General features: G+C 70.8%; 26 protein-coding genes. 17 read left to right on the top strand and 9 right to left on the bottom strand.

What is annotated here, in order from left to right; all coding sequences use genetic code 11:
• Window positions 1–436 precede the first annotated feature (436 nt).
• The 8 genes from ACFWYW_RS56595 (at window position 437) to ACFWYW_RS56560 (ending at window position 9533) form a co-directional block, all read left to right on the top strand.
• The gene (locus ACFWYW_RS56595) at window positions 437–1366 is read left to right on the top strand and encodes an oxidoreductase (RefSeq protein WP_379626943.1); all 930 of its coding nucleotides are present in this window, start codon (window positions 437–439) and stop codon (window positions 1364–1366) included.
• 707 nt (window positions 1367–2073) lie between these two features.
• Window positions 2074–3387: an ABC transporter substrate-binding protein gene (locus tag ACFWYW_RS56590; RefSeq protein WP_379626941.1), complete on the top strand. Its 1314-nt coding sequence runs from the start codon at window positions 2074–2076 to the stop codon at window positions 3385–3387.
• Window positions 3345–4424 carry a carbohydrate ABC transporter permease gene (locus ACFWYW_RS56585; protein ID WP_379626939.1) on the top strand — a complete coding sequence of 360 codons (1080 nt, stop codon included), beginning with the start codon at window positions 3345–3347 and terminating at the stop codon, window positions 4422–4424. Before ACFWYW_RS56590 ends, ACFWYW_RS56585 begins: the two co-directional genes overlap by 43 nt.
• Window positions 4421–5245: a carbohydrate ABC transporter permease gene (locus ACFWYW_RS56580; protein WP_379626936.1), complete on the top strand. Its 825-nt coding sequence runs from the start codon at window positions 4421–4423 to the stop codon at window positions 5243–5245. Before ACFWYW_RS56585 ends, ACFWYW_RS56580 begins: the two co-directional genes overlap by 4 nt.
• Window positions 5242–6639, top strand: a complete 1398-nt coding sequence (locus tag ACFWYW_RS56575) for a GH1 family beta-glucosidase (protein ID WP_379626934.1) — start codon at window positions 5242–5244, stop codon at window positions 6637–6639. Before ACFWYW_RS56580 ends, ACFWYW_RS56575 begins: the two co-directional genes overlap by 4 nt.
• On the top strand, window positions 6611–7618 hold the full coding sequence (locus ACFWYW_RS56570) for a LacI family DNA-binding transcriptional regulator (protein WP_379626932.1): 1008 nt from the start codon (window positions 6611–6613) through the stop codon (window positions 7616–7618). The genes ACFWYW_RS56575 and ACFWYW_RS56570 overlap by 29 nt, the downstream gene beginning before the upstream one ends.
• A 48-nt stretch (window positions 7619–7666) precedes the next feature.
• The gene (locus ACFWYW_RS56565) at window positions 7667–8515 is read left to right on the top strand and encodes an aldose 1-epimerase family protein (protein WP_379626930.1); all 849 of its coding nucleotides are present in this window, start codon (window positions 7667–7669) and stop codon (window positions 8513–8515) included.
• Between the two features lie 52 nt (window positions 8516–8567).
• A complete protein-coding gene (locus ACFWYW_RS56560; protein ID WP_379626928.1) occupies window positions 8568–9533 on the top strand; it encodes a phosphotransferase family protein in 966 nt (321 codons plus the stop codon).
• Between the two features lie 106 nt (window positions 9534–9639).
• On the opposite strand, the gene ACFWYW_RS56555 is transcribed toward ACFWYW_RS56560, so the two are convergent.
• Window positions 9640–11388 carry an ABC transporter ATP-binding protein gene (locus tag ACFWYW_RS56555; RefSeq protein ID WP_379626925.1) on the bottom strand — a complete coding sequence of 583 codons (1749 nt, stop codon included), beginning with the start codon at window positions 11386–11388 and terminating at the stop codon, window positions 9640–9642.
• A gap of 65 nt (window positions 11389–11453) precedes the next feature.
• Between ACFWYW_RS56555 and ACFWYW_RS56550 the strand changes: the two genes are divergently transcribed.
• Window positions 11454–12020, top strand: a complete 567-nt coding sequence (locus ACFWYW_RS56550; protein WP_379626923.1) for a TetR/AcrR family transcriptional regulator — start codon at window positions 11454–11456, stop codon at window positions 12018–12020.
• Here ACFWYW_RS56550 and ACFWYW_RS56545 read toward each other — a convergent pair.
• Entirely contained in the window at window positions 12012–12959 is a 948-nt protein-coding gene (locus ACFWYW_RS56545; RefSeq protein WP_379626921.1) for an anti-sigma factor domain-containing protein, read from the bottom strand. The genes ACFWYW_RS56550 and ACFWYW_RS56545 overlap by 9 nt on opposite strands.
• 179 nt (window positions 12960–13138) lie before the next feature.
• Here ACFWYW_RS56545 and ACFWYW_RS56540 point away from each other — a divergent pair, with 179 nt between their 5' ends.
• Window positions 13139–14344 carry an FAD-dependent oxidoreductase gene (locus ACFWYW_RS56540; RefSeq protein ID WP_379626919.1) on the top strand — a complete coding sequence of 402 codons (1206 nt, stop codon included), beginning with the start codon at window positions 13139–13141 and terminating at the stop codon, window positions 14342–14344.
• Here the strand turns inward: ACFWYW_RS56540 and ACFWYW_RS56535 are convergent.
• Entirely contained in the window at window positions 14341–14976 is a 636-nt protein-coding gene (locus ACFWYW_RS56535) for a TetR/AcrR family transcriptional regulator (protein WP_379626916.1), read from the bottom strand. The genes ACFWYW_RS56540 and ACFWYW_RS56535 overlap by 4 nt on opposite strands.
• A 67-nt stretch (window positions 14977–15043) precedes the next feature.
• Between ACFWYW_RS56535 and ACFWYW_RS56530 the strand changes: the two genes are divergently transcribed.
• Both ACFWYW_RS56530 and ACFWYW_RS56525 read left to right on the top strand, forming a co-directional pair.
• On the top strand, window positions 15044–16003 hold the full coding sequence (locus ACFWYW_RS56530) for an NAD(P)-dependent alcohol dehydrogenase (RefSeq protein WP_379626945.1): 960 nt from the start codon (window positions 15044–15046) through the stop codon (window positions 16001–16003).
• Window positions 16004–16103: 100 nt separating this feature from the next.
• Window positions 16104–17441, top strand: coding sequence for a class II 3-deoxy-7-phosphoheptulonate synthase (locus ACFWYW_RS56525; protein ID WP_379626914.1), 1338 nt, complete (start codon window positions 16104–16106; stop codon window positions 17439–17441).
• Window positions 17442–17625: 184 nt separating this feature from the next.
• Here ACFWYW_RS56525 and ACFWYW_RS56520 read toward each other — a convergent pair whose 3' ends face one another.
• Window positions 17626–19008 (bottom strand): pentapeptide repeat-containing protein, encoded by a 1383-nt coding sequence (locus tag ACFWYW_RS56520; protein ID WP_379626911.1) that lies wholly within the window; start codon window positions 19006–19008, stop codon window positions 17626–17628.
• A 480-nt stretch (window positions 19009–19488) separates the two neighbouring features.
• Here ACFWYW_RS56520 and ACFWYW_RS56515 point away from each other — a divergent pair, with 480 nt between their 5' ends.
• Window positions 19489–19863: a thioredoxin family protein gene (locus ACFWYW_RS56515; protein ID WP_379626905.1), complete on the top strand. Its 375-nt coding sequence runs from the start codon at window positions 19489–19491 to the stop codon at window positions 19861–19863.
• Between the two features lie 151 nt (window positions 19864–20014).
• Here the strand turns inward: ACFWYW_RS56515 and ACFWYW_RS56510 are convergent, their stop codons facing one another.
• From ACFWYW_RS56510 to ACFWYW_RS56495, 4 genes are read right to left on the bottom strand one after another with little or no spacing between them, the layout of a single operon-like run.
• On the bottom strand, window positions 20015–20236 hold the full coding sequence (locus ACFWYW_RS56510) for a hypothetical protein (RefSeq protein ID WP_379626903.1): 222 nt from the start codon (window positions 20234–20236) through the stop codon (window positions 20015–20017).
• A 54-nt stretch (window positions 20237–20290) separates the two neighbouring features.
• Window positions 20291–20731 carry an SRPBCC domain-containing protein gene (locus ACFWYW_RS56505; protein ID WP_379626901.1) on the bottom strand — a complete coding sequence of 147 codons (441 nt, stop codon included), beginning with the start codon at window positions 20729–20731 and terminating at the stop codon, window positions 20291–20293.
• On the bottom strand, window positions 20721–21062 hold the full coding sequence (locus ACFWYW_RS56500; RefSeq protein ID WP_379626899.1) for an ArsR/SmtB family transcription factor: 342 nt from the start codon (window positions 21060–21062) through the stop codon (window positions 20721–20723). Before ACFWYW_RS56500 ends, ACFWYW_RS56505 begins: the two co-directional genes overlap by 11 nt.
• The gene (locus ACFWYW_RS56495) at window positions 21062–21406 is read right to left on the bottom strand and encodes a VOC family protein (protein ID WP_379626897.1); all 345 of its coding nucleotides are present in this window, start codon (window positions 21404–21406) and stop codon (window positions 21062–21064) included. Before ACFWYW_RS56495 ends, ACFWYW_RS56500 begins: the two co-directional genes overlap by 1 nt.
• 90 nt (window positions 21407–21496) lie before the next feature.
• Here ACFWYW_RS56495 and ACFWYW_RS56490 point away from each other — a divergent pair, with 90 nt between their 5' ends.
• Entirely contained in the window at window positions 21497–22168 is a 672-nt protein-coding gene (locus tag ACFWYW_RS56490) for a permease prefix domain 1-containing protein (RefSeq protein ID WP_379626895.1), read from the top strand.
• Here the strand turns inward: ACFWYW_RS56490 and ACFWYW_RS56485 are convergent.
• Entirely contained in the window at window positions 22140–22463 is a 324-nt protein-coding gene (locus ACFWYW_RS56485) for a helix-turn-helix transcriptional regulator (protein WP_379626893.1), read from the bottom strand. The two genes, ACFWYW_RS56490 and ACFWYW_RS56485, sit on opposite strands and share 29 nt — an antisense overlap.
• A gap of 90 nt (window positions 22464–22553) precedes the next feature.
• Here ACFWYW_RS56485 and ACFWYW_RS56480 point away from each other — a divergent pair, with 90 nt between their 5' ends.
• The 3 genes from ACFWYW_RS56480 to ACFWYW_RS56470 form a co-directional block, all read left to right on the top strand.
• Window positions 22554–23717 carry a cytochrome ubiquinol oxidase subunit I gene (locus ACFWYW_RS56480; RefSeq protein WP_379626891.1) on the top strand — a complete coding sequence of 388 codons (1164 nt, stop codon included), beginning with the start codon at window positions 22554–22556 and terminating at the stop codon, window positions 23715–23717.
• Between the two features lie 10 nt (window positions 23718–23727).
• Window positions 23728–24459: a cytochrome d ubiquinol oxidase subunit II gene (locus ACFWYW_RS56475; protein WP_379626889.1), complete on the top strand. Its 732-nt coding sequence runs from the start codon at window positions 23728–23730 to the stop codon at window positions 24457–24459.
• Between the two features lie 6 nt (window positions 24460–24465).
• The coding region (locus ACFWYW_RS56470) for an ABC transporter transmembrane domain-containing protein (RefSeq protein ID WP_379641412.1) at window positions 24466–24995 on the top strand (530 nt) is incomplete at its 3' end.

Raw genomic sequence — 24995 nt, 5'->3', positions numbered from 1 at the left:
CGCGCCGTTCCCATTCCCAACCCCATCCCGCCGCGCGCTCTCCTCTGCTCCTGCACGCCCCCCACCTCACCGCGCGCTCCCCTCCGCTCCCGCACCCGCGCCGCCGCCCCTGCGCGCCCCTTCCCGCTACCCCCCGCCCTTCCGTTACGGCAAGCCGCCGCCCCCGCCTCCCACCGCTGTGGGCGGGCGCCGATCGCCGGGCGCCGCGCACGTCGGACGGGGTCCCCACCGCCACGACGCCCCGCCGGCCCCCTCCCTCGGCCACGCCGGCCCGCGACGCTCCGGCCCTGCGACCCGGCTCGCTATCCACGCTTCCCCGGGGCCCCCGCCCCGGCGCGGCCTGCTCCCCGGGACTCCCCCAAGCCTCACCCCGGTGTCTGGTGACCGGGGAGGGAGTGGGCGGGTTAGGGTGACGGTGATCACGTTTGGAGGGGTCATGGGATGGACCGCAGCGGACATCGGCGACCTGTCAGGCCTGGCGGCCGTGGTGACGGGAGCCAACAGCGGCATCGGGATGATCGCCGCGGGTGAGCTGGCCAGGCGCGGCGCCGCCACCGTGCTGGCCTGCCGGGACGTCGCCAAGGGCGAGGCCGCCGCCCAGCTGATGAAGAAGGCGGCTCCCCACGCCTCGATCGAGGTCAGGCAACTTGACCTGGCCGATTTGGCTTCGGTCCGCGCGTTCGCCGCCGCGTACACCGGCGGGCTCGACGTGCTGGTCAACAACGCGGGCGTGATGGCGCTGCCGTACCGGCAGACCGTGGACGGGTTCGAGATGCAGTTCGGGACCAACCACCTCGGGCACTTCGCGCTCACCGGCCTCTTGCTGCCCCGGCTGCTTGAGCGTCCCGACCCCCGCGTGGTGACCGTCAGCAGCGGCCTGCACAAGGGGGGCCACATCGACTTCGACGACCTCCAGGGCGAACGCTCCTACCGCAAGTGGGCCGCCTACGGGCAGTCCAAGCTGGCCAACCTGCTGTTCGCCTACGAGTTGCAGCGCCGCGCCGCCGGCGCCCTCACCAGTGTCGCCGCCCACCCCGGCTACGCCGCCACCAACCTCCAGGCCGTCGGCCCGCGCATGGAGGGCAACCCGATCCTGGAGTTCGGCTCCCGGCTGGGGAACGTGCTGTTCGCCCAGAGCGCCGAACGCGGCGCCCTGCCGCTTCTGTACGCCGCCACCGAACGCGGCCTGGCCGGCGGCACCTACGTCGGCCCCGACGGCCGCTTCGGCTCACGCGGCTACCCGACCCCCGTCGACTCCTCCCCCGCCTCCAAGGACCGCGCCGTCGCCGCCCGCCTGTGGTCCGTCTCAGAAGCCCTCACCGGCGTCCATTACGACTTTCCCGCCGATACGGCTCCCGCCAAATAGATCTCCCTTTCTCCTCAAATAGATCTCCCATCCCGTTATTTCTTCGTGATAAGCATCTGCTTAATCACACAAACACCACCAACCCCAATAGCCACAACCGCCATCACATTTCCCTCCCCTTGGCAGCACACGCCCGCACAACAACCGGATCGCTGACCACCCAGCCACGCGGTATGCCGGGCTAACTAGCCAAGCCGCCTGGCCTACCGGCTGCCTGGCCACCCACGAGGCGAGCCGCGCACCCAATCGGCCGGCCCGGTTACCTGGCTGCCTTCAGCCGGGACCGGCCAGCCCGAGCCAGCGCACTGACGCGCCCCCGCCCGAATCGGCCAGCCCTGGCTACACGCAGACCGGGGCACCTTGGACCACCCGATCACCCCAGGCCATCTGGGCGCCTCAGGCCAGTCAGCCACCTCGGGGGCCATCCGGGCATCCCGGGCGCCACCACGCAGTGGGGCCGATCGGGCGGTGGGGTCGATCGGGGGTGGCGAGGGTTGCTCCGGTCGCATGAGAGAGAGCTACGGGAGCGCTCCCAGGAAGGCTTATGGGCGGTTCATGGCCTGAAGTCCGATAAAGGGCCCGCAGGACAAGCGGAATGTAACGGTTGCGCGTCGCCTCGTTGACGGGGCCAGCGCCCTGATGCACTCTGCATGGGAGCGCTCCCAGAGTGCTCCCACATCCCCCCACCCCACCACCAAGGGGCACAAATGAAGCACACGCGTCTGGCCACCGCCGCGGTCATGACCGCCGCTCTGGCCGCCTGCGGAACCACCTCCACCCCCCAGCCCCAGTCCTCGGCCCAAGCCAAGGCGGAACCCGTCACGATCACCGTCCACACCTTCGGCGGCGGTGAGAACTTCGGCTACGACAAGGCGGTCGAAGCCTGGAACGCCGCCCACCCGGACATCCAGGTCAAGTACCAGAACCTGACCGACCGCTTCGAGGACGTCTACCTCCCCCAGCTCCTCCAGCGCCTCCAGGCGGGCAGCGGTGCCGCGGACGTGGTGGGGATCGACGAGGGCGCCATGGGCCTCATGGCCGCCCGGCCCCAGTTCTTCACCGACCTCGGCCAGTACGGCATGCAGAACCGCAAGGCCGACTTCCCCGCGGCCAAGTGGGCGGCGGGCGTCAACGCCGACGGCAAGCTGTTCGCCCTCGGCACCGACATCGGCGGGATGACGATGTGCTACCGCAAGGACCTGTTCAAGAAGGCCGGCCTGCCCACCGGCCGGGAGGACGTGGCCAAGCTCTGGCCCGACTGGAACGCGTTCCTGGAAACCGGCAGGAAGTTCGAGGCCGCCAAGACCGGGGCGAAGTTCATGGACGGCCCCAACACCATCTACAACGTCATCCTCTCCCAGGAGGCCCCGAAGAACGGCAACGTCGCCTACTTCGACAAGGGCAACCAGCTCGTCATCGAGTCCAACCCGGCGATCAAGACGTCGTTCGACTGGGTGCAGACGTTCAGCAAGGCCGGGATGACCGCGAAGCTGCAGGCCTGGAGCCCGGCGTGGGACAAGGCGATCAAGGGCGGCGGGTTCGCGACGATGGGCTGCCCGTCGTGGATGCTCGGCGTCATCGAGGGCAAGGCCGGTGAGGGCAACAAGGGCAACTGGGACGTCGCGGCAGTGCCGGGCGGGTCGGGCAACTGGGGCGGTTCCTGGCTGGCCCTGCCCAAGCAGAGCAAGCACCCCAAGGAGGCCGCCGAGGTCCTGAACTACCTGACCGGCAAGGACGGCCACGTCATGGCGTTCGAGGAGGCGGGCGCGTTCCCGAGCTCGCTGCCGGCGCAGCAGGACGCGAAGGTCACCGGCCTGAAGAACGCCTACTTCAGCGACGCCCCGACCGGTCAGATCTTCTCCGCCTCGGTCAAGGATCTGCTGCCGATGTTCCTGGGCGAGAAGCACGCCCAGGTCAAGACGGCCGTCGAGAAGGTCATCGAGGGCATGGACCAGGGCGCGGTGCCGTATGAGGAGGCGTGGGCCAGGTTCGTGGCCGCCGGCGTGAAGGCCGCGGGCTGAGCATGTCCATGGACTTCGCACCACCCCAGCCGCCGCGGTCACCGGACCCGCGGACGGAAGAGCCAAAGGCGGAGGAGGCACCAAGGGCGGAGGAGGCGCCGCGATCGAACGAGGCGCCTCGGGCGCAGGTACGGCGCGCATCCCGGCGAAACGGGCGCCGGGGCGGCCGGTGGTCCCGGTTCGATCTTCGCGGCACCCCGTATCTCCTGGTCTCGCCGTACTATCTGCTGTTCGCCGTCTTCGGGGTCTTCCCGCTCGGGTACACGCTGTGGATCTCGCTGCACGACTGGGAGCTGGCCGGGGACAAGAGCTGGCTGGGCCTCGGCAACTACGCCGAACTGGTCGCCGACGCCGAGTTCTGGAACGCGGTGGGCAACACGCTCGGCATGTTCGCGCTGGCCACGGTGCCACAGCTGCTGCTGGCCCTGATGCTGGCCAACGCGCTCAACAAGCGGCTCAAGGGCCGCCTGATCCTGCGCCTGGGCGTGCTGCTGCCGCTGGTCACCTCGGTGGTGGCGGTCGCGGTCATCTTCAGCCAGCTCTTCTCCCGCGACTACGGCCTGGTCAACTGGCTGCTGGGGACCCCGATCACGTGGCAGAACGAGAAGTGGTCGTCCTGGATCGCCATCGCCGTGATGATCGACTGGCGCTGGACCGGCTACAACGCGATCATCCTGCTGGCCGCGATGCAGACGATCCCCCGCGACCTCTACGAGGCGGCGGCGATCGACGGCGCCTCGCCGCGCCGGCAGTTCTGGCGGATCACGGTGCCGATGCTCCGGCCGACGCTGGTGTTCGTGGTGTTCGTGTCCACGATCGGCGGGCTGACGCTGTTCGCCGAGCCGGTCATGTTCGAGGGCAACCCGATGATGACCGGCGGCACCACGGGCCAGTATCAGACGGTGGCGATGTTCGTGGTCAAGGAGGGCTTCCGCGACTTCGACATGGGGTACGCCGCTGCCGCCGCCTGGCTGCTGTTCGTGCTGATCCTGCTCGGCACCCTGGTCAACTACCTGTTCACGAGGCAGATCCGATGAACCGGGCCACGATCACGACGAGGATCGGGCTGGCGGTGGCGCTCGTGCTGTCCGCCTTCCCGATCTACTACATGTTCATCATGGCCACGCGCTCCAACGAGGACGCGCTGGACACCCCGCCGCCCCTGCTGCCCGGCGGCCTGCTCGGCGAGAACGTCGAGCGGCTGCTGGCCACCGAGGACGCCCACTTCCTGACCGGCCTGCTGAACTCGGCGGTCGTGGCGGGCACGGTGACGCTGTCGGTGGTGGCGATCTCGACGCTGGCCGGGTTCGCCTTCGCCAAGCTGCGCTTTCCCGGCGCGCGGCTGCTGCTCGGGCTGATCCTGGTGACGATGATGGTGCCGCTGCAGCAGATGGGCGTGGTGCCGCTGTATGAGCTGATGGTCTCGCTGGGCTGGACCGGTCAGTTGAAGGCGGTGATCCTGCCGTTCCTGGTCAACGGGTTCGGCGTGTTCATGATGACGCAGTACGTGGCGCAGGCCGTACCCGATGAGCTGGTCGAGGCGGCGCGGGTGGACGGCGCGGCCACGATCGGCATCTACTGGCGGGTCGTGCTCCCGGCGCTGCGGCCGGGCATGGCGGTGCTGGCGCTGCTGGTGTTCATGCAGACGTGGAACGAGTTCCTGTGGCCGCTCATCGTGCTGAACCCGGACAACCCGGTGGTGCAGACGTCGATCGCGGCGCTCAACTCGGCGCACGGCACCGACTACGTGATGTTGTTCACCGGCACGGCCGCCTCGGTGCTGCCGCTGTTCGTGGTGTTCGTCCTGTTCGGCCGTCAGATCGTGGGCGGGCTCATGGAAGGCGCGGTCAAGGCATGACGACCCAGGAAGATCAGGTACGGCACGCGCCCGGGCGTTTCCCCGCGGGGTTCGCCTGGGGCGCGGCCACCTCGGCCTACCAGATCGAGGGCGCCGCCGACCGGCGCGGCCGATCGATCTGGGACACCTTCACCCGCGTGCCCGGCCGGGTGGTCGGCGGCGACCACGGGGACGTGGCCATCGACCACTACCACCGCTACCGCGACGACGTGAAGCTCATGGCCGCCCTGGGCCTGACCGCCTACCGGTTCTCGGTCTCGTGGCCGCGCGTGCAGCCGGACGGCTCGGGCGAGGTCAGCCAGAAGGGCCTCGACTTCTACCGCCGCCTCACCGACGAGCTGCTGGAGCACGGCATCCAGCCGTGGCTGACGCTCTACCACTGGGATCTGCCGCAGGCACTGGAGGACAGAGGCGGCTGGCCGGAGCGGGAGACCGCCTACCGCTTCGCCGACTACGCCGCCGCCGTGCACGAGGCGCTGGGCGATCGGGTGCACACGTGGGCGACGGTCAACGAGCCGTGGTGCGCGGCCTTCCTGGGGTACGCCTCGGGTGAGCACGCGCCGGGGCGGCGGGACCCGGTCGCCGCGATCCGGGCGGCGCACCATCTCAACCTGGCGCACGGGCTAGCCGTACAGGCGCTGCGGCCTTCGCGCGTGGGCGGCTGCGTGAACCTCTACGCGATCACGCCCGCCACCGCGGAGGACCACGACGCGGCCCGCCGCATCGACGGCCTGCAGAACCGCTTCTTCCTGGACGCTCTTCTCAAGGGTTCCTATCCACCCGACGTCCTGGAGGACCTCGGCATAGACCTGGATTTCATGAAAAATCGGGATCTTGCGGTCATCAGCCAGCCGATCGACCTGCTCCTCGTCAACTACTACAGCCGCTTCACCGTCTCCTCCCGCCCCGGACCCGCCTCGGCCGCCGCGGCGCCGACCGGCGCGGGCTCGCCGTGGGTCGGCAGCGAGCACGTCTCGTTCGTCTCGGGCGGGCGGCCGGTCACCGCGATGGGCTGGGAGATCGACGCCGGCGGCCTGCTGGAGGTGCTGACGCGGGTGCGCGAGGAGTACCCGGCCGTGCCGATGGTGGTCTCGGAGAACGGCGCCGCCTTCGACGACCACCTGGACGGAGAGCGCGTCCACGACCCCGGCCGGGTGGCCTACCTGCGCGAACACCTGTCCGCCTGCCTGGAGGCCACCCGCCGCGGCATCCCGCTTGAAGGCTATTTCGCCTGGTCCCTCATGGACAACTTCGAATGGGCCTGGGGCTACGGCAAGCGCTTCGGCCTCGTCCACGTCGACTTCGCCACCCAGCGCCGCCTCCTCAAAGACAGCGCTCTCTGGTACGCGGAGATCATCCGGCAGAATGGTGGCCATGAACCGACCGACTCTTGAAGCAGTCGCCGCCCGCGCCGGGGTCGGGCGCGGCACGGTGTCGAGGGTCATCAACGGCTCGCCCAACGTCAGCGCGAAGGCCCGCGCCGCCGTACGCCAGGCCATCGACGAACTCGGCTACGTCCCCAACCGCGCCGCCCGCACGCTCGTCACCCGCCGCACCGACACGGTGGCGCTGGTGGTGTCGGAGTCGGAGCTGCGCGTCTTCGACGAGCCGTACTTCGCCGGCACGATCAGGGGCATCGGCTCCGCGCTGGCCGAGACCGGCCTGCAGCTCATACTGGCGATGGCCCAGTCGCCGGAGGAGCACGAGCGGCTGGAGCACTTCCTGACCGGCCAGCACGTCGACGGCGTCCTGCTGCTGTCGCTGCACGGCGCCGACCCGCTGCCGGGACGGCTGGAGGAGATGGGCGTGCCGACCGTGCTCGGCGGCCGCCCGGTCGGCCTCGACCCCTTCAGCTACGTCGACATGGACAACCGCGGCGGCGCCCGCCAGGCGATCAAGCACTTGGTGGGCATCGGCCGTACCCGCATCGCCACCATCGCCGGCCCGCAGGACATGGGCGTCGGCGTGGACCGCCTGGCCGGCTACCGTGACGCGCTGGCGGCCTCGAACGCCCCCGACCTGGTGGCCTACGGCGACTTCTCCGAGGAGAGCGGCGCCGCGGCGATGCGCGCGCTGCTGGCCGATCATCCGGACCTCGACGCCGTGTTCGCCGCCTCCGATCTGATGGCGGTGGGCGCGCTGCGCGAGCTGAAGGCGGCCGGCCGCCGCGTGCCCGAGGACGTCGCGCTGGTCGGCTTCGAGGACTCCAAGGCGGCGCTGCACACCGACCCGCCGCTGACGACCGTCCACCAGCCGACCGAGCAGATGGGCCGCCAGATGGCGCACCTGCTGGTGGCCCGCATCAACGGCGAGGAGCTGAGCCAGCCGGTCGTCATACTCGACACGCATCTGGTACGGCGAGCCTCCGCTTGACCAGCGGATATCCTTGAGCGACCCCAGCGTTGGCGAAAGGACTCCCCCGTGCCCTCTCTGTCCGGCGGCGGCTACACCGCCGAGATCAGCCAGCGCGGCGCCGCCCTGCGCGTGCTCAGGCACGGCGGGCGCGACCTCGTGACCTCGTGGCCGGAGGGCTGCCCGATCCCGTTCTACGCCGGGACGATCCTGGCCCCGTGGCCCAACCGGGTCGCGGGCGGCCGCTACTCCTTCGACGGCGACGGTCACCAGTTGGAGCTGACCGAGCCGGAGCGCGGCAACGCCCTGCACGGGCTGGTCTCCACCGCCGAGTGGCGGGTCGCGGAGTGGCTGGCCGCCGAGGACGACCACGCCTTCGTCCGCCTGGTCCACACGATCACGCCGGCGCCCGGCTACCCGTTCACGCTGGAACTGCAGGTGCTCCACCGGCTCGACGCCGCCGGGCTGAGCACGACCGTCACCGCCCGCAACACCGGCGAGCGCCCGGCGCCCTACGGGTGCGCGCCGCATCCGTGGCTGCTGAGCGACTCCGACGTGCTCCACGTGCCGGCCGCCAAGGTGGTGCTGAACGACGAGCGGCTGCTGCCCCGGGCGCTTGAGGAGGTGTCCGGCACGCCGTACGACTTCCGTGCGCCGCGCCCGCTCGGCGGCCAGGACGTCGACAACGCCTTCACCGCGCTGACGGCGGGCGAGGTGCGGGTCGGCGGCACGCGCGTGACGTGGGATCCGGCCGTGCTGCCGTGGGTGCAGGTGTGCACCGGCGGGCAGCTCGGTTACGAGGGTGTGGCGGTGGAGCCGATGACGTGCCCGCCGGACGCGTTCAACTCGGGGACCGACCTGGTGGTGCTGAAGCCGGGCGAGCGCCACGAGGCGAGCTGGACGATCGGCGCCGTCTAGCTTTCCGGACGCACTGGACGATCACCTCCGGAAGCGGACAGAATCTCGCTCTGTGGAGAGCAGAACCAAGCGCCGCCTGTCCCCCGAGCAGCTCGACGCGTTGCTCCGGCGGGCGATGGGCACGGGCGTCGCCGAGGCGAGCGAGCTGACCGACGGCTTCGCCAACGCCGTGTGGCGGGTGCGGCTGGACGACGGCCGTGAGGTGGTGCTCAAGCTCTCCCCGCCGCCCGACCTCGACCAGCTCACCTACGAGCGCAACCTGCTGCGCATGGAGGCGCGCGCGATCGAGCTGGCCGGCGCGGCCGGGGTGCCGGTGGCCGGGCTGCTGCGGGCGGGCTTCGACGATCCGGTGCTCGGCGGCGACTACCTGGTGCTGCGCGCGCTCGACGGCACGCCGTGGAACCGTACCCGGCCGGACTCCCCCGACGACGTACGCCGCGAGCTGGGCCGGCACCTGGCCACGCTGGCCTCGGTGACCGGCGGGGTGTTCGGCTATCCGCACAACGGCATCACCGGCCCGACGTGGCGGGCGGCGTACCTGAGGATGCTCGGGGCGCTGCTGGACGACACCCTGCGCTATCCGACGCCGCTGCCGCTGCCCGCGGAGGAGATCCGGCGGGTGGCCGGGTCCGCCGCGCACGTGCTGGACGAGGTGCGCACGCCGAGCCTGGTCCACTTCGACGTGTGGCCGGGCAACGTCTTCCTCACGCCCGACGGGCGGATCCAGGCGATCATCGACCATGAGCGGGCGTTCTGGGGCGATCCGCTGGCCGAACTGATCACGCCGACGATCTTCGGCGAGGTCGGCGAGAACGATCCGCTGCTGGCCGGGTACCGGGAGGTGCGCCCGCTGGAGCTCACGCCGGCCGCGCTGGCCCGTCTCGACCTCTACCGCACCTACCTCTATCTGATCCTGCTGGTGGAGAACGGTCCGCGGCAGTACCCGGAGGAGGAGTACGCGCCGCTGCGCGACCTGGCCACGACCTCGCTGGTGAAGGCCGTGGAGGCGCTGCGCTGACCCGATGGTGGCCCCTGGAGACCCCGTGCCCAGGGACCGCCTCCCGATCCTCGGCCGTACCGGCCGGGTGACCGGCGTCGTCGCCCGCCTGCTCCGGTTCCCCCGCTCAGGCCGCGGCGGGGCTCTTGCCCTCGGCCAGGCTGAGCGCCTCGACCAGGCTCGCGTAGAGCTCGTCGGTCTCCAGGAGCGCCGCGTGGGAGCCCTGGGCGCGTACCTTGCCGTCCTGGAGGACGACGATCGTGTCGGCGTCGATCACGGTGGACAGCCGGTGCGCGATCGTCACCACGGCGCCCTTGCTCGCCCGGTCGCCGATGCAGTCGTGCACGGCCGCCTCGGTGAGGCCGTCGAGCTGGGCGGTGGCCTCGTCGAGCAGCAGCACGTCGGGGGTGCGCAGCAGTGCCCTGGCCAGGGCGATCCGCTGGCGCTGGCCGCCGGAGACCGACGTCGGCGACAGCTCCTGGTCGAGGCTCCCGGCCATCTCGGCCAGCCGTACGTCGTGCAGGACCTTCAGCAGTTCCTCCTCACTGGCCCCGGGGTGCGACAGGAGCAGGTTGTCGCGGATCGTGCCGGGCACGACGGGGGTGTCCTGCTCGACGTAGGCGAGCCGGGCGCGCACCTGGTCGTGCGTGAGATCCCGGTACGGCACGCCGTCCAGCAGGATCTCGCCCTCCTGAGGCTGCAGGAAGCGCAGGATCAGGGAGAACAGCGTGGTCTTGCCCGCCCCCGAGGGCCCGACGATCGCGACGTGCCCGCGGCGCGGGATGACCAGGTCCACGCCCTTGACGGCGGGTTCCGAGTCGGCCGAGTAGGCGGCCCGCACACCCCTCAGTTCCAGGATCGCCGGCGCCGGCGCGCCCGCGCTCGTGACGCCCGCCGCGGCGGGAACGGAGCTCTCCTGCTCCAGGTCGTCGACGCTGCGGATGCGCTCGGCGGCGGCGATGCCGGCCTGCAGGGCGGTGACGTTCTGGCTGAGCTCGGTGATCGGCTCCATCAGCGCGAACGCGTAGAGCAGGAACGCGATCAGGCTGGAGACCTCCAGCAGTCCCAGGCTCACCCGCCAGGCGCCGACGCCGAGGATCAGGATGATGGCCAGCTGGATGCCGGACCAGGCCAGCGTCCAGGCGATCGCCTCCCTGCGCACCGCGCGGATGCTGTACTTGGTCGACACACGGGCGTCGTCGATGATCCGCTCGGCGGTGCGGTCCTCCGCGCGGCTCACCTTGATGGTCCTGATCGCGCGCAGCGCGCCTTCGAGCCGGCCGCCGACGCGGCCCACGTGTTCCTGCGCCCGCTCCTGCGCCTTGGCGATGGCCGGCATCAGCGTGGCGAACAGCAGGCCCACCACGACGACCGCGGCGACCGTGGTGCCGAGCAGCACCAGGTCCAGCACGCCCATGAGCACGAGCGTGCCGACCAGCATGATCGCGCCGTTGATCAATCCGATGACGCTGGAGGACGCGGCCTCGCGCAGGAGCACGGTGTCGGAGGTGACCCGGGTGACGAGCTCACCGCTCTGGCGCCTGGTCACGGCCGGGATGGTGGCGCGCAGCAGGCGGCGCACCATCGACTCGCGCGCCTCCAGCACGACCCGCTCGCCGAGCGCGCCGAGCATGATCCACTGCCAGGTCAGGATCACGATGCCGACCAGCAGCAGGCCGATCAGCGCGGTGATGGGCCCGGACAGCGACAGCGAGGCGCCGAGCGAGTCGAGTACCCACTTGGTCACCATCGGCGTGGCCAGGCTCATTCCCGAGCCGAGCAGCGCGAGGAACAACCCGAGAACGAGCTTGCCCCGGTGGGGCCGGGCGAAGCTCCACAAGATACGGAGCCGTGGGAACTTTTTTGGAGCAGTCATGGATGACAGTGGAACATACTTGTTCCAAGAAAGGCAAATGAGTTTCTTAGTGGTACGGTGACTGCATGACCGTTGCTGAGACAGGACTGCGCGCACGGACCCGTCGCGCCATCCTCGATGCCGCCTTCTCCACGCTGACCGGCAACTCGGGCGCCTCACTCAGCGATGTCGCCGCGGCCGCCGGGGTCGGCCGCACCACGATCCACCGCTACTTCCCCGAGCGCACCGACCTGATCACCGCGATGTCCGAGGACCTGCTGGAGAAGATCGCCCTGGCCACCAGCCGGGCCAGGCTCACCGACGGACCGGCCATCCAGGTGCTCGACCGCCTCCTGCAGGAGTACTTCGAGCTCGGCGACTACCTCATGCTCGCCTTCACCGAACCGCACCTCATCGACTCGGCCGACTGGGAGAGCGAGACCCCCAGCGACCGCGAGCTGATCGTCATGATCGAGCGCGGTCACGAAGAGGGCTCGGTCGACACGCGAATGCCGGCGAGCTGGGTGCAGCAGGTGATGTGGGCGCTGCTGTATGCCGCGTGGCAGCAGATCCGCGACGAGGAGACCTCCAAGCACGACGCGCTCGGGATGTGCCTGCTCGCCTTCCACAAGGCCGTGGCCGCCTCAGCCTGAGGGCAGCTCGGCCAGCATGATCGGCATCGTGGTGGGCCGCCGCGACCCGCCCGCCGGCTCGACCGTCAGCGCCACCCGCGCCTCCCCTTTCTCCGGTACGGCCCGCAGCATCCCGTCACCGTCGTCCAGCAGCCCCGCCGGGCGGGCTCCCTCCGGCCCCATCAGCCACAACGCGTAGTCCTCTTCCTCCTTCAGGCGCGGCAGCCCGGTCGCGGCGAACACCATCCGGCCCCGCTCCCTGGAGACCACGATGGTGGCCTCGCCCCCGGCGGTGACCGGCCGGCGCAGGATCCGGACGTCGGGGGCGGCCATGACGTCCAGCAGGTCCTCCTGCCGTTCGAGCGCCTCCTGCCGATCAGCGGTCACCGTCTCCAGCCGCTGCTGGCCCTGTACCGCGAGCACCCCGAGGGCGACGGCCGCCGCCGCGGACACGGCCGCCAGCCCCGCCGCCACCCGCCCCCGCCACCCGGGCGCCCCGGACCCCGCCCGGCCGTGCCTTCCGGGCCGGGGGCCGCCCGCTTCCGGCGGCGCGCCGGGTGCGCCCGGCGCCGGCGAGGACCCGGCCCCCGTGGCGCCGGTCCGCTGAGGTCCGGGCCGGTCGGGTCCTGCAGCGCCGGTCGCGAACGGGAGGGTGCCCGTCGGCTCCGCCCTGGGGTACCAGACGGTGGCGCCCGACTCGGCCAGCGGCCAGGGGTGGACGGTGGCGGGGGTGTGGGCCTGCCGTACCTGGGCGGCGGAGGCGAGCACGCGGCGGCGCAAAGCGGCGGGCGGCGGGAGGGCCACGGGGAGCGCGAGGCGGGCGGCCGTCTCACGCAGGCGGCGCACCTCGCCCTGGCAGGCCACGCACCGGACCAGGTGCCGTTCGAACAACTCGCCTTCCAGTTCGGGCAGGGCGTGCACGGCGTAGGCGCCGGACAGGGCGTGGAGGTCTTCGTTCATGGGGTCGCTCCCAGCCGGTACGGCCCGTCGCGCGGTGAGCGCCGCGAACGGGGTGGCGCGTCGCGGCCGTGGCGGGGCGGTCGCGATGCTCACGTCTGTACTTCGGCCCCTCGGGCCCGCCGGATGCCGGGCCTTGCGCTTTTCCCATGTCGTGCGACAATTTCATTGGGTGATGAATTATGAGCTGTGTAATCGCGGGAGGCGGTCCGGCGGGCGCGATGCTCGCCCTGCAGCTCGCCAGGTCCGGCGTCGAGGTGACGCTGCTGGAGAAGCACGCCGACTTCCTCAGGGACTTCCGGGGTGACACGATCCACCCCTCCACCATGGAGGTGCTCGACGAACTCGAGCTCATCGACGACTTCCTCAAGATGCCCCACCGCAAGACCTACCAGGTCCACGCGCTGACCGATGAGGGCCTCCGGCCGGTGGTCAGCCTCAGGGAGCTGCGCACGCCGTACAACTACATCGCGATGGTCCCGCAGTGGGACTTCCTCGACCTGATCACCGGGGCGGCCAAGGAGTACCCGTCGTTCCGGCTGATCATGAACGCCGAGGCGACCGGCCTGATCCGCGAGGACGGCGTCGTGCGCGGGCTGCGCTACCGGGACGCCTCGGGCGAGCACGAGATCAGGGCCGCGCTCACCGTGGCCGCCGACGGCCGGCGCTCCACGCTGCGCGCGGCGGCGGGGCTCGTGCCGAAGGAGTTCGGGGCGCCCATGGACGTGCTCTGGTTCCGCATGCCGAGGGAGGCCGGCGACCTCGACCAGACGTTCCTGCGCCTGGCGCCCGGCCGGCTCATGGTCGCCATCAACCGGGAGACCTACTGGCAGATGGCCTACGTGATCCCCAAGGGCGGCTTCGACCGGCTGCGCGCCCAGGGCATCGACGCCCTCAGGGAGCCGGTACGGCGGCTGCTGCCGTTCCTCGGCGACCGGGTCGGCCTCGTCCGGGACTACGACGACCTCAGCATGCTGACCGTGGCGGTCAACCGGCTGGAACGCTGGCACCTGCCCGGTTTCCTGTGCATCGGGGACGCGGCGCACGCGATGTCGCCGGTGTTCGGCGTCGGCATCAACCTGGCCGTCCAGGACGCGGTGGCCACGGCCAACCTGCTGGCCGGGTCGCTGCGCTCGGGGGCGCCGATCCCGGAGCCGGCGCTTCATTTGGTGCAGCGGCGGCGGCTGTTCCCGGCGCGGGTCACGCAGACCGCGCAGCGGCTGTTCCAGGACCGCGTCATCAGCGTCGTCCTGGAGGACCGGCGCGAGCCGCCCCGCATCCCCGCCAACGTGACCGGCGTCCCGATCCTGGGCCCGGCGCTGCGGCGGTTCGTGGGCTTCGGCGTCCGGCCCGAGCACGTGCGCACGAAGGCCCTGATCCGCGCCTAGTCCGGCACGGGCAGGTGGTAGAGGGCGAGCGGAGCGGGCGGTGGCAGGGGCGCTGCCGGTCCGGTGTGGAAGGAGCGCAGCATCAGCCCGGCCAGGCGGCGGGCGGCGGCCACCGCGGTCTCGGCGGAGGCGGCGGTGATGCCGTCGGTGGCCATGAGGATGAGCGAGAGGTCGCTGCGGTCGAACTCGGCGCGTAGCTGGCCCGCCGCCTTGGCCCGCCGGACCAGCTCGGCGAAGCCCCGCTCGGCCCGTTCCCGCTCGCGCCCGAAGTCGACCGCGCCCGGGAACTCCGTCAGGAAGGCCGCCGCGAGGCCGCGGTCGACGGCGTTCATCGCGCACAGCTTCTCGATGAACGTGCGGAATCCACGCCAGGGGTCGGGATCCTCCAGAGCCTCGTCGATCGTCCCCACGCAGGTGCCGAGATGTTCGCGGAACACCTCCGACATCAGGGCCTCGCGGGTGGGGAAGCGCCGGTACAGCGTGGCCACGCCGACGCCCGCGCGCCGCGCGATCGCGGCCATGGGCACGTCGAGGCCGCGCGCGGCGAACAGGTCGCCGGCCGCTTCGAGGATGCGCTCGCGGTTGTGCCGCGCGTCCGCGCGCATCTCGATCCGAGAGGATTCCACTGGCATGTTTCTCACATTAGCTCAAATGGAGGGGTCTCTCCGTTTAGCGGGCTAGCGTGATGGCATGAGCGAGATGCGCGCGGCCCTTTACGACCGCTACGGCCCCCCTGAAGTGCTGTACGAGGGCACGCTGCCCAAGCCCGTCCCGGGCCCCGGCGAGGTCCTGGTACGCGTCCACGCCGCCACCGTCAACGGCGGCGAACTCATGGGCCGGGCCGGAAAGGTACGGCCGGTCACCGCGCTCGCCGGACCGGGCTGGCCCAAGCGCACCGGGATCGACTTCGCCGGCGAGGTCGCCGGCCTGGGCTCACCGATGTCCGGACTGAAGCCCGGCGACCGGGTCTGGGGCGTTATGGCGAGATCCCAGGGCTTCGGCAGCGCCGCCGAGTACGTGGTCGTGCGGCCCCGGCAGCTCGCCTTCGCCCCCGCCGGGCTCGACCTGGTCCAGGCCGCGGCCCTGCCCGTGGGCACGACCGCGATCACCGCGCTGCGCGACAAGGCCCGCCTCGCCCCTGGCGAGCGCCTCCTGGTGCGCGGCGGCGCGGGCGGCGTCGGCAGCCTCGCCGTCCAGCTCGGCCGCGCCTACGGCGCCCACGTCACCGCCCTCGCCGGCGCCGCGAACCTGGACCTCGTCCGCGACCTCGGCGCCCACGAGGCGCACGACTACGCGACGACCGGCCCGGCCGACCTCGGCCGGTTCGACGTGGTCCTCGACACCGTGGGCAGGGACCTGCCCACGTGGCGCCGCCTGCTGACGCCGCGGGGCCGTATGGTGGCGATCGCGTTCGACACCTCGCGCGTGGTCACCTCGATCGGCTACATCCTCGCCTCCACCGTGTACGGCGAGCAGCGCGTACGGGCCTTCAGCGGCAACCCCACCCACGAACTGTTCGCCGAGCTGACCCGGCTGACGGAGTCCGGGGCGCTCCGGCCGGTCGTGGACACGATCCACCCGCTGTCCGGCATCGCGAAGGCGCACCGGGCGCTGGAGGCGGGCGGTGTCCGCGGGAAGCACGTTATCCAAGTGATATGACCGGTTTACCGGGTTTGACGGGTCGCCAGGTGAGAACCCGTTCTCAGAATGCGGAATCCGGGGTCGGAGAGGAAGGCGGAGTGGAATACCCTCGTTTGTCGTGAGCGCACTGAGCAACCTCGATTCCTGGCGGGCGCTTCCCGCCGCCCAGCAGCCTGACTGGCCCGACCCCGCCGAGCTCGGCAAGGTCGTGGACGAGCTGCGTTCTCTTCCTCCCCTGGTGTTCGCCGGCGAGTGCGACCAGCTCAAGGCTCAGCTGGCCGACGTGGCCCGCGGCCAGGCGTTCGTGCTGCAGGGCGGCGACTGCGCCGAGACGTTCGCCGGGGCCACCGCCGACAACGTGCGCAACAAGCTCAAGACGCTGCTGCAGATGGCCATCGTCCTCACCTACGCGGCCAAGGTGCCCGTCGTGAAGATCGGCCGGGTCGCCGGGCAGTTCGCCAAGCCGCGCTCCAAGGGCACCGAGACCCGCGACGGCGTCACCCTGCCCGCCTACCGGGGCGACATGGTCAACGGGTTCGACTTCACCGAGGCCTCCCGGGTGCCCGACCCGTGGCGGCTGCTGAAGGCGTACCACTCCTCGGCGGTCACGCTCAACCTCGCCCGCGCCTTCACCAAGGGCGGCTACGCCGACCTGCGCCAGGTGCACGCCTGGAACCAGGACTTCGTGCTCGAGTCGCCCGCCGGGCGCCGCTACGAGCAGCTGGCCAGGGAGATCGACCAGGCGCTCGCGTTCATGCGGGCCTGCGGGGCCGACCCGGAGGAGTTCCACACCGTGGAGTTCTACTCCTCCCACGAGGCCCTGATCCTCGACTACGACCAGGCGCTCACCCGCATCGACTCACGCACCGGCCTGCCGTACGACGTCTCCGCTCATATGGTGTGGATCGGCGAGCGCACCCGTCAGCTCGACGGCGCGCACGTGGAGTTCTTCTCCCGCATCCGCAACCCGATCGGCGTCAAGCTCGGCCCGACGACGACGGCCGACGAGGCGCTCACGCTGATCGAGAAGCTCAACCCCGCCAACGAGCCCGGCCGCCTGACGTTCATCACCCGCATGGGCGCGCCGAAGATCCGCGAACTGCTGCCGCCGCTGGTCAAGGAGGTCACCGCGTCGGGCGCGCAGGTGGCGTGGATCTGCGACCCGATGCACGGCAACACGTTCGAGGCCCCGAGCGGCCACAAGACGCGCCGCCTGGACGCCGTGCTGGACGAGGTGGCCGGCTTCTTCGAGGTGCACCGCGCGCTCGGCACGCACCCGGGCGGCATCCACATCGAGTTCACGGGCGACGACGTGACGGAGTGCGTGGGCGGCGGCCAGGAGATCGTCGAAGACGACCTCGCCCTCCGCTACGAAACCGCCTGCGACCCGAGGCTCAACCGCTCCCAGTCCCTGGACCTGGCCTTCCGCGTCGCCGAGCTCTACCGCTCCGTCTAGCGACGCATCTGTCGCGCGCGTCTGTTTCAAGCGCCTTTTCCGTTACGGCGGGGCCGGCTTGCCCGCCCCGCCGTACCTCCTTTCCCTCTGTCGAGCGATGGTCGTGAGGGCTCACGGAGTCGCTCGCCGTAACAACTCCGCTCTTGACCGGCGCCACGCCCCCGGTTCGGCGGGTTTTGGGGTGTCAGGGGAGGTGGATGGAGGGGTCGGGGTGGGTGGGGACGGGGCGGCGGGTGGCCTGGCTGGTGGAGGTCCAGAAGACGCCGGCCGTGATCGCCATCAGGATGACCAGCCAGAGTGCCGCTCGGCCCATCCGCAGGCCGTAGCCGCACAGCAGCCACGACAGGGCCAGCCACCATCGCCGTGACGCCCCGGCCTTGCGGCGCATCTCCATGGCGCCGAAGGCGAAGTCGCTGGCTATGGACTCGTCGTCCAGGCCCGCCTGCAGGCCGGTGTAGAGGATGGCGAGGCGTTCCGCGCTGGCGGCGGTCTCGCCGGGGGCGGTCCAGCCTCTTAACAGGTGTTCGTCGGCCAGCGAGCGGCGGCGGGAGAACCAGCGCATCGGCGGCCAGCGCAGCCCGAAGCGGACGCCGCTGGGCGTGAACGCGAAGGCGCAGTCCTTCAGGCGCAGGCCCGCCGGGTCGCTGTAGCCGGCGAAGCGGCAGGTGGACAGGTCCAGGCCGGTCAGGTTGAGTGCGGGGGCGTTCACCTCGCGAAGGGACGTGAGGGCGGCACGGCCCCGGCCGGAGATGGCGGACGGGTGGTGCAGCACCGCGGATTCCAGGTCGGCCTGGGCGTCGGTGAGGCGCAGCAGCAGCGGGCCGGTGATCTCGGCGTGGCGCAGATCGGCGCCCGAGCCGGTGACGCACAGGTCGAGTCCCGACTCGGCGTGCACGTGGGCGGCAGAGAGACGGCCGGTGACCGAGACGTAGACGTTGCCCAGGAAGTGGGCGGCGTCGAAGGCCACCGGGCCGACGATCTTGCGGCAGGAGAGCGTACGGCCGAAGCGCGCGCCGCGGAAACCGGCGCCGTCACCGACGATCGCGGCGTCGAAGGTGGCGAACCCGTCGAACCGGGTTCGCTCGCAGGACAGGCCGCGGCCGCAGGCGGTCTGGCTGAACAGGGCGTCGCGCGCCAGGACGGCCCCGTCCAGCGACAGGTGGCCGCGGACCCTGACCCCGTGAAAGGACAGTTCGCGGGCGAAACGGGCGCCGGCCAGAGAGACGTTGCCCTCGAAGCGAGCGCCGAAGAAGGACGCCAAGCGGTCGAACGTGGCCCCGTCGAGGGAGACGTCGCCGAGGAAGGAGACTCCGGCGAAGCGCGTCTCGCAGGTGAAGTGGGCGCGGTCGAGGCGGGTTCTGCCGGGTCTGCGTCCGGTGGCCTCCAGGACCTGGTCCAGGAGTTCGGCGTCGATGGTGGTGCCGCGGAGGTCCACGAGGCGGCCGGGGGTTAAGGTGCGGAGCACCTCCGCGCGCGCCTCGGGCGTGGCGTGGAGCAGGCAGGTGCCGTGAGGCTGGTGTGCGAAGCCTGTGCAGGCGCCGGAATGCGCGCAGGTGACCCAGTCCATGCAGTGGTCATACCCGGGGACCGCGCCGGTCAAGGTTAGCCGTATCAACGGTCTATCCACCTTCATGCGGATATTTACGACACCAACTGCCCTTAATGCGCTGGTCATCCGTGTTTTATCCCCAGACAACGACCCACGCCCACCTCCGCTTCCGGCGCCACTCCCACGCCAGCCCTCACCACGGCCAGCGCCCCGGCCACACTCGCCCTCGCCATGGTCGGCCGCCCCGCCCAAGCCGCCCTCGCCACCACGGCGGCAGCGCTCTCGAACAGCGGACTGGAGGCGGTCGCGACAGTACCCTGACGGCCTGCCAGCAGCCGGTGACCGGCAGCGGCCACGGCAATCTGGGCGGCTACGGCGAGGTCACTGGAACCCGGCGCGCGTGGAGCCTGGTGTGCGGGCCCGGCGGGACATGGAATGCTGGAAAGCGGTGAGTGGTTGACACCGTTGCAACTTCAACGACGATACGAGGAGCCACTTGTGGCGACTATCGAAGTAACAGAGAAGAACTTCAACGACATCGCCGACAAGGGGATCGTCCTGCTCGACTTCTGGGCTGCGTGGTGCGGGCCTTGCCGTACCTTCGGGCCGATCTTCGAGAAGGCGTCCACGAAGCACGACGACATCACCTTCGGCAAGATCGACACCGAGGCCCAGCAGGCGCTGGCCCAGGGCTTCGAGATCACCTCGATCCCGACGATCATGGCCATCCGCGATGGCATCGTCGTTTACGCCCAGCCCGGCGCGCTTCCGGCTCCGGCCCTGGAAGACCTGATCGGACAGGTGCGGGCGCTGGACATGGACTCCATCCGGTCCGAGCTGGCCGAGGAGCTCAAGAAGGCGGACCAGACCTGACGGCTTGACCCTCCGGACCTCGCCCTTTCGTCGACGGCGAGGTCCTTCTCACGTCCCCGGCCAGAAGCGGTCACCGCCCAGAGCCCGCCTCCGGTGACGCCGACCCTCAAGACGTGGCAAAGGCGGCCAAGGTTCTCCAACCGTAGCCGCCTCACCACGCTCTGAGCGCCGCGTCGGCGAGCAGCCCGGCGATGGAGACCGGCGCAACGCGCAGGACCGCCTGGTGAGGCGATGCGCGCGACGCACCAGGCCCGTCGCGCCGGGGATACCTGCCAGGCCCGGCGACCGGGGGCTCTCCAGCTGTGGCCACCTCGCCGCGCTTGGGCGCCGCGTCGGCGAGCAGCCCGGCGGTGGAGATCGGCGCAACGCGCACGGCCGCCCGCTGGACGGGTCCGTGGTCGGCGCGGTGCGCCGGGCCGGGGGTGGGTTAGGGCAGGGTGGTGAGGAGTTCGGCGATCTTGGTGAAGTGGTGGGTGCGCCAGCCGCCGCCCATGATCTTGCGGCTGAACTGCTGGGCCGGGTCGTCCGGGTCGAAGCCCTCGTGGTCGAGGAAGACGCGGGTCCCCCTGCCCTCGCCCTCCAGGCGCCAGCTCACCGTCCAGTCCGCCTTCTTGCGGTCGCTCCAGCTGATCTTCAGGAGCTTTCCCGGCTCGATCTCCAGCACCCGGCAGTACACGATGCCGTCGAAGCCCACGTTCGGGCGTGGCTCGGTGGTGAAGGTGAACTCGTGGCCGATCTCCAGCCGGAAGCTGTTGGGCATCAGCCACCTGGCCATCAGTTCGGGGTCGGTGAGGGCGCGCCAGACCTTGGCGGGCGGGTGGGCGTAGAAGTGGTCGACGCGAATCGCGGTCAGGTCGTCAGTCATCATCCTGCTCATTCATCGTCTCGGGCATCTCGTCGAGGACCGTGCCGAGTGCGGCCAGCCTCTCCCGCCAGAACCGCTCGTACGGGCTGAGCCAGTCGCGCAATTGCATCAGCGGCTCGGCCTCCAACCGGTAATGGCGCTCGCGTCCCCTGCGGGCCTCGGCCACCAGGCCGGCGTCCCTGAGGACCTTCAGGTGCTCGGACACACTGGGGCGGCTCATGTCGAACCGTTCGGCCAGCCGCCCGGCCGGCTGGCCCCCCTCACGCAGCAGTAGCTCCAGCAGCCGCCGCCGCGCGGGACTGGCCAGTGCGGCGAACAGGGCGTCGGAGGACATCAGCTCTGGCTGACGACGTAGCCGTTGCCGAACGGGTCCTGGAAGAGCAACTGGCGCCCCCAGGGCTCGTCGGACGGGCCGTCGGCGGTGGTTCCCGCCGACCTCAGGCGTCCGGCCAGGTCGTCGAGGTCGGGCGCGGTCAGGATGAGGCCGCCGATCGGGGCCATCTCGGGGAACCACGAGGCGAGCAGCAACGTCGTCGTACTGCCCTCCGGCGCGACGGTGAGCCAGCGGCCCATCGGGAACGGGTTGTCGGTCCTGATCCCCATGCCGAGGGGGCCGGTGTAGAAGGCCAGGGCCGTCTCCTGGTCGGCGACGGGGATGGTCACGGTGGAGATTTCCATGTCGGCCACTATACGTAGGAAATATCCTACATATCAATATCGGGGGAATCCCTGATGAGTCCCCGAGGCCGTCGTCCGTAGAATCGAGGCATGCTCATCGACGACTACGTGGCCGATCTGAGCCGGGCCCTGTACGGGCCGACGGGACCCAGGCGCGACATGGTCGTCGAGGCCCGCGACAGCCTGATCGACACGGCCGACGCCTACGAGGCGGACGGGCTGGCGCGCGAGGAGGCCGAGCGGCTGGCCGTACAGGAGTTCGGGAGTGTCGAGGAGATCGCGCCCGAGTACCAGAGCGAGCTGACGGCGTGCGCGGGGCGCAGGCTGGGCGGGCTGCTGTTCGTGAGCGTGCCGCTGACGGCGCTGGCGTGGGCGATGCTCTGGCGGGTGTTTCCGCTGGATCCGGCCATCTGGGCGCAGAAGCCGGCCTGGTTCGGCGCGATCTCGCTGGCGCTGGATCTGCTGCAGGTCGCGGTGGGCGTGAGCGGCGGGCTGTCGCTGCTGGCTCTCGGGCGCGGCGCCCGGCTGCTGCCCAAGGCGCGGCTGGTGACCCGGTCGCTGGGCGGGCTGGTGCTGGCCATGCTGGCGATCACCACGATCTTGGGCATGATCCTGACGATCGGGGTGAAGGGGCCGATCGGCTTCGCGGCCTATCCCCCGGGCGTCATGGTGACGGCGGTGAGCTACGTGCTGGCCGGGGTGCAGTTCTACTGCGCGGTGCGGTGCCTGCGCATCACGAGGACGGCCGTAGCACACCACTGATCGTGGCGGTGAACTCCCGCCAGGCGGATCGCTCGCCTTCGAGCTGCCGCCTGCCGGAGCCGGTGAGCCGGTATGTGCGGCGTTTGCGGCCGCCGACCGTCGCCCATTCGCTGGCCAGGTAACCCACGCGCTCCAGCTTGCGCAACGCCGGATAGACCGTGCCCGTGGGCACGCTGAGCGCGCCGCCGCTGCGTTCCTGCAGGGCTTCGATGATCGCGTAGCCGTGGAGTGGCTCGTGCTCCAGCACGGAGAGCAGCAAGGCGTCCAGATGGCCGCGGAGCGCGTCCGGGTTCATGGCGACAATCCTAGGTTCCCGTTCGTCATATAGACAGTCTACATGTAGGCTCCCTATATGTAGACAGACACAACAACGGGGACGGAGTCCATGGAGGCACTGGATCTGGCGCGCACGCAGTTCGCGCTGACGGGCAGCCTGCACTTCCTGTTCGTGGTGCTCACGCTGGGACTGGCCCCGCTGGTGGCCATCCTCAACACGCGCTGGGTGCTGTCGGGCAAGCGGCTTTATGAGGGAATGACCCGCTTCTGGGGCCAGATCTACGTGATCAACTACGCCCTGGGCATCGTGACCGGGCTGGTGATGGAGTTCCAGTTCGGGCTCTCGTGGAGCGGGCTGTCGCACTACGCCGGCGACGTCTTCGGGGCGCCGCTGGCCATGGAGACGCTGGTGGCGTTCTTCCTGGAGTCGACGTTCCTCGGGCTGTGGATCTTCGGGTGGCACCGGCTGCCCAAGAAACTCCACCTGGCCTGCATCTGGATCGTCACGCTCACCGCCTACGCCAGCGCGTTCTACATCATGGTCGCCAACTCCTTTTTGCAGAACCCGGTCGGCTCCGTCGTCAAGGGCGACCACATGGAGCTGGTCGACTTCGGGGCGCTGGTGACCAATCCCGCGCTGGTCCTGGCCTTCCCGCACATCATCGGGGCGGCGTTGTTCACCGGCGGCATGGTCTTCGTCGGCGCCAGCGCGTACCAGCTGAGGCGCCGCACCCACGAGGGAGAGTTCTTCACCAAGTCGCTGCGCACGGGCGTGGCGACCGCCGCGATCGGCATCACGCTGGCGGTCGTCGCCGGTTACGCGCAGTTCGCCGTCATCGAGACCGACAAGTTCGAGAACAACGTCGGCGCCGCCGTCGGGCTCGGCTTCATGATCGAGCTGGGGCAGCTGCTCTGGTTCGTGGTGATGCTGGTGATGCTGCCGCTGGTCCGCTGGCTGCCCACCTGGCGCTGGACCTACCCGATCCTCATCATCATGACGCCGCTGCCGTTCGTGCTGTCCATCCTCGGCTGGATGGCCAGGGAGATCGGGCGCCAGCCCTGGATGATCTGGGAGAAGCTCACCGTCGCCGACGCCATGTCCCCCGGGCTCACGTCCGGGATGATCACCGCCTCTCTGATCGGGTTCGTCTCCGTGCTCGGCCTGCTGGCCGTCGTCGACTACGTCCTCATCGTCCGCGTGGTACGGCGCGGCCCCGCCGACCTCGCCCTCGGCGCCCCCGCCGAGGACCGCCGGCCGGCGATGAGCCTCTAGGAGCCTTCACATGGAACTGATCTGGTTCGTCATCTTCGCCGTGCTGCTGGCCGGCTACTTCGCCCTGGAGGGCTTCGACCTGGGCGTCGGCCTGCTGATGCTGGGCCGCCCCCAGGAGCGCAGGGACCGGATGGTGGCCGCCATGGCGCCGTACGTGCTGGCCAACGAGGTGTGGCTGGTCGCGGTGGCCGGGGCGCTGTTCGGGGTCTACCCGATGCTGGAGGGGCCCGTGCTGTTCGGGCTCTATCCGATCGTCGTGGCGATGCTGCTGTCGTGGGTGCTGCGCGACGCGGGGCTGTGGTTCCGCCGCCGCATGGACGGGGCCGGATGGCGCTCGTTCTGGGATCTCATGATCACGCTGGGCTCGCTCGGGCTGTCGGTCGGGTGGGGTGTGGCGCTGTACGCCGCGGCCACCGGGTTCACCGCCTCGTTGCTGCACCCGCTCGGGCTGGGACTCGGCGCGCTGCTGGCCGTGGTGTTCGCGGTGCACGGGCAGGCGTTCCTGAACTGGCGCGAGGGCGGGAAGGCGGCGCGGCTCCTGCTCACCGGCCTGGCCGCGGCGGCGCCCGTGATCGCCCTGCTCATCGGGTCGGCCGGCTTCCTCATCGCCTCGTCGGCGGCCGGTTCCAGCCTGAATGTGCTCAGTTTCATGGTGTTGCCGTTCGCGCCCATCATGGTCGGCGCGCAAGTATGGGTCTGGCGGACCTTCCGGGGCGCCATCCGTACTCCGTCGTTCTTCTGAGGACTCGTGCACAAAGATCTCCTGCGGCTCATGCGGGCCGAGCAGTCGGTGCGCAGGCATCTGGCCGTCACCCTGGCCGCCGCCACGCTGGCGGGACTGCTCGTGCTCGTCCAGGCCGAGCTTCTGGCCGGGGTGCTGTCCGGCAGGTTCACGCTGGCGGCGCTGGGCGTGCTGGCGCTGGTCGTCGGGTTGCGGGCGCTGCTCGGGTGGAGCCAGGGCGTGTTCGCCGGCCGTACCGCGACCGGGGTGAAGTCGGCGCTGCGCGAGCGATTGCTCGGCCGCCTGCGGGAGATGGGACCGGCGCGCCTGGCCGGCCACCGCTCCGGTGAGCTCGTCACGCTGGCCGGGCGCGGGCTCGACCGGCTCGACCCGTACCTGACCGGCTACCTTCCCGCCATGGCGGTCGCCGGGGTGGTGCCGCTCGCGGTGCTCATCCGGTTGTTCGCCGCGGACCTGGCCAGCGCGGTCATCGTGCTGGTCACGCTGCCGCTCATCCCCATCTTCGGCGCGCTGGTCGGCATGCACACCAAGGCGAC

This window comes from Nonomuraea sp. NPDC059023, from assembly GCF_042740095.1.
Taxonomy (GTDB): Bacteria; Actinomycetota; Actinomycetes; order Streptosporangiales; family Streptosporangiaceae; genus Nonomuraea.
Note: the sequence above shows the minus strand (reverse complement) of the source record. Positions and strands in the feature narration are given on the sequence as shown.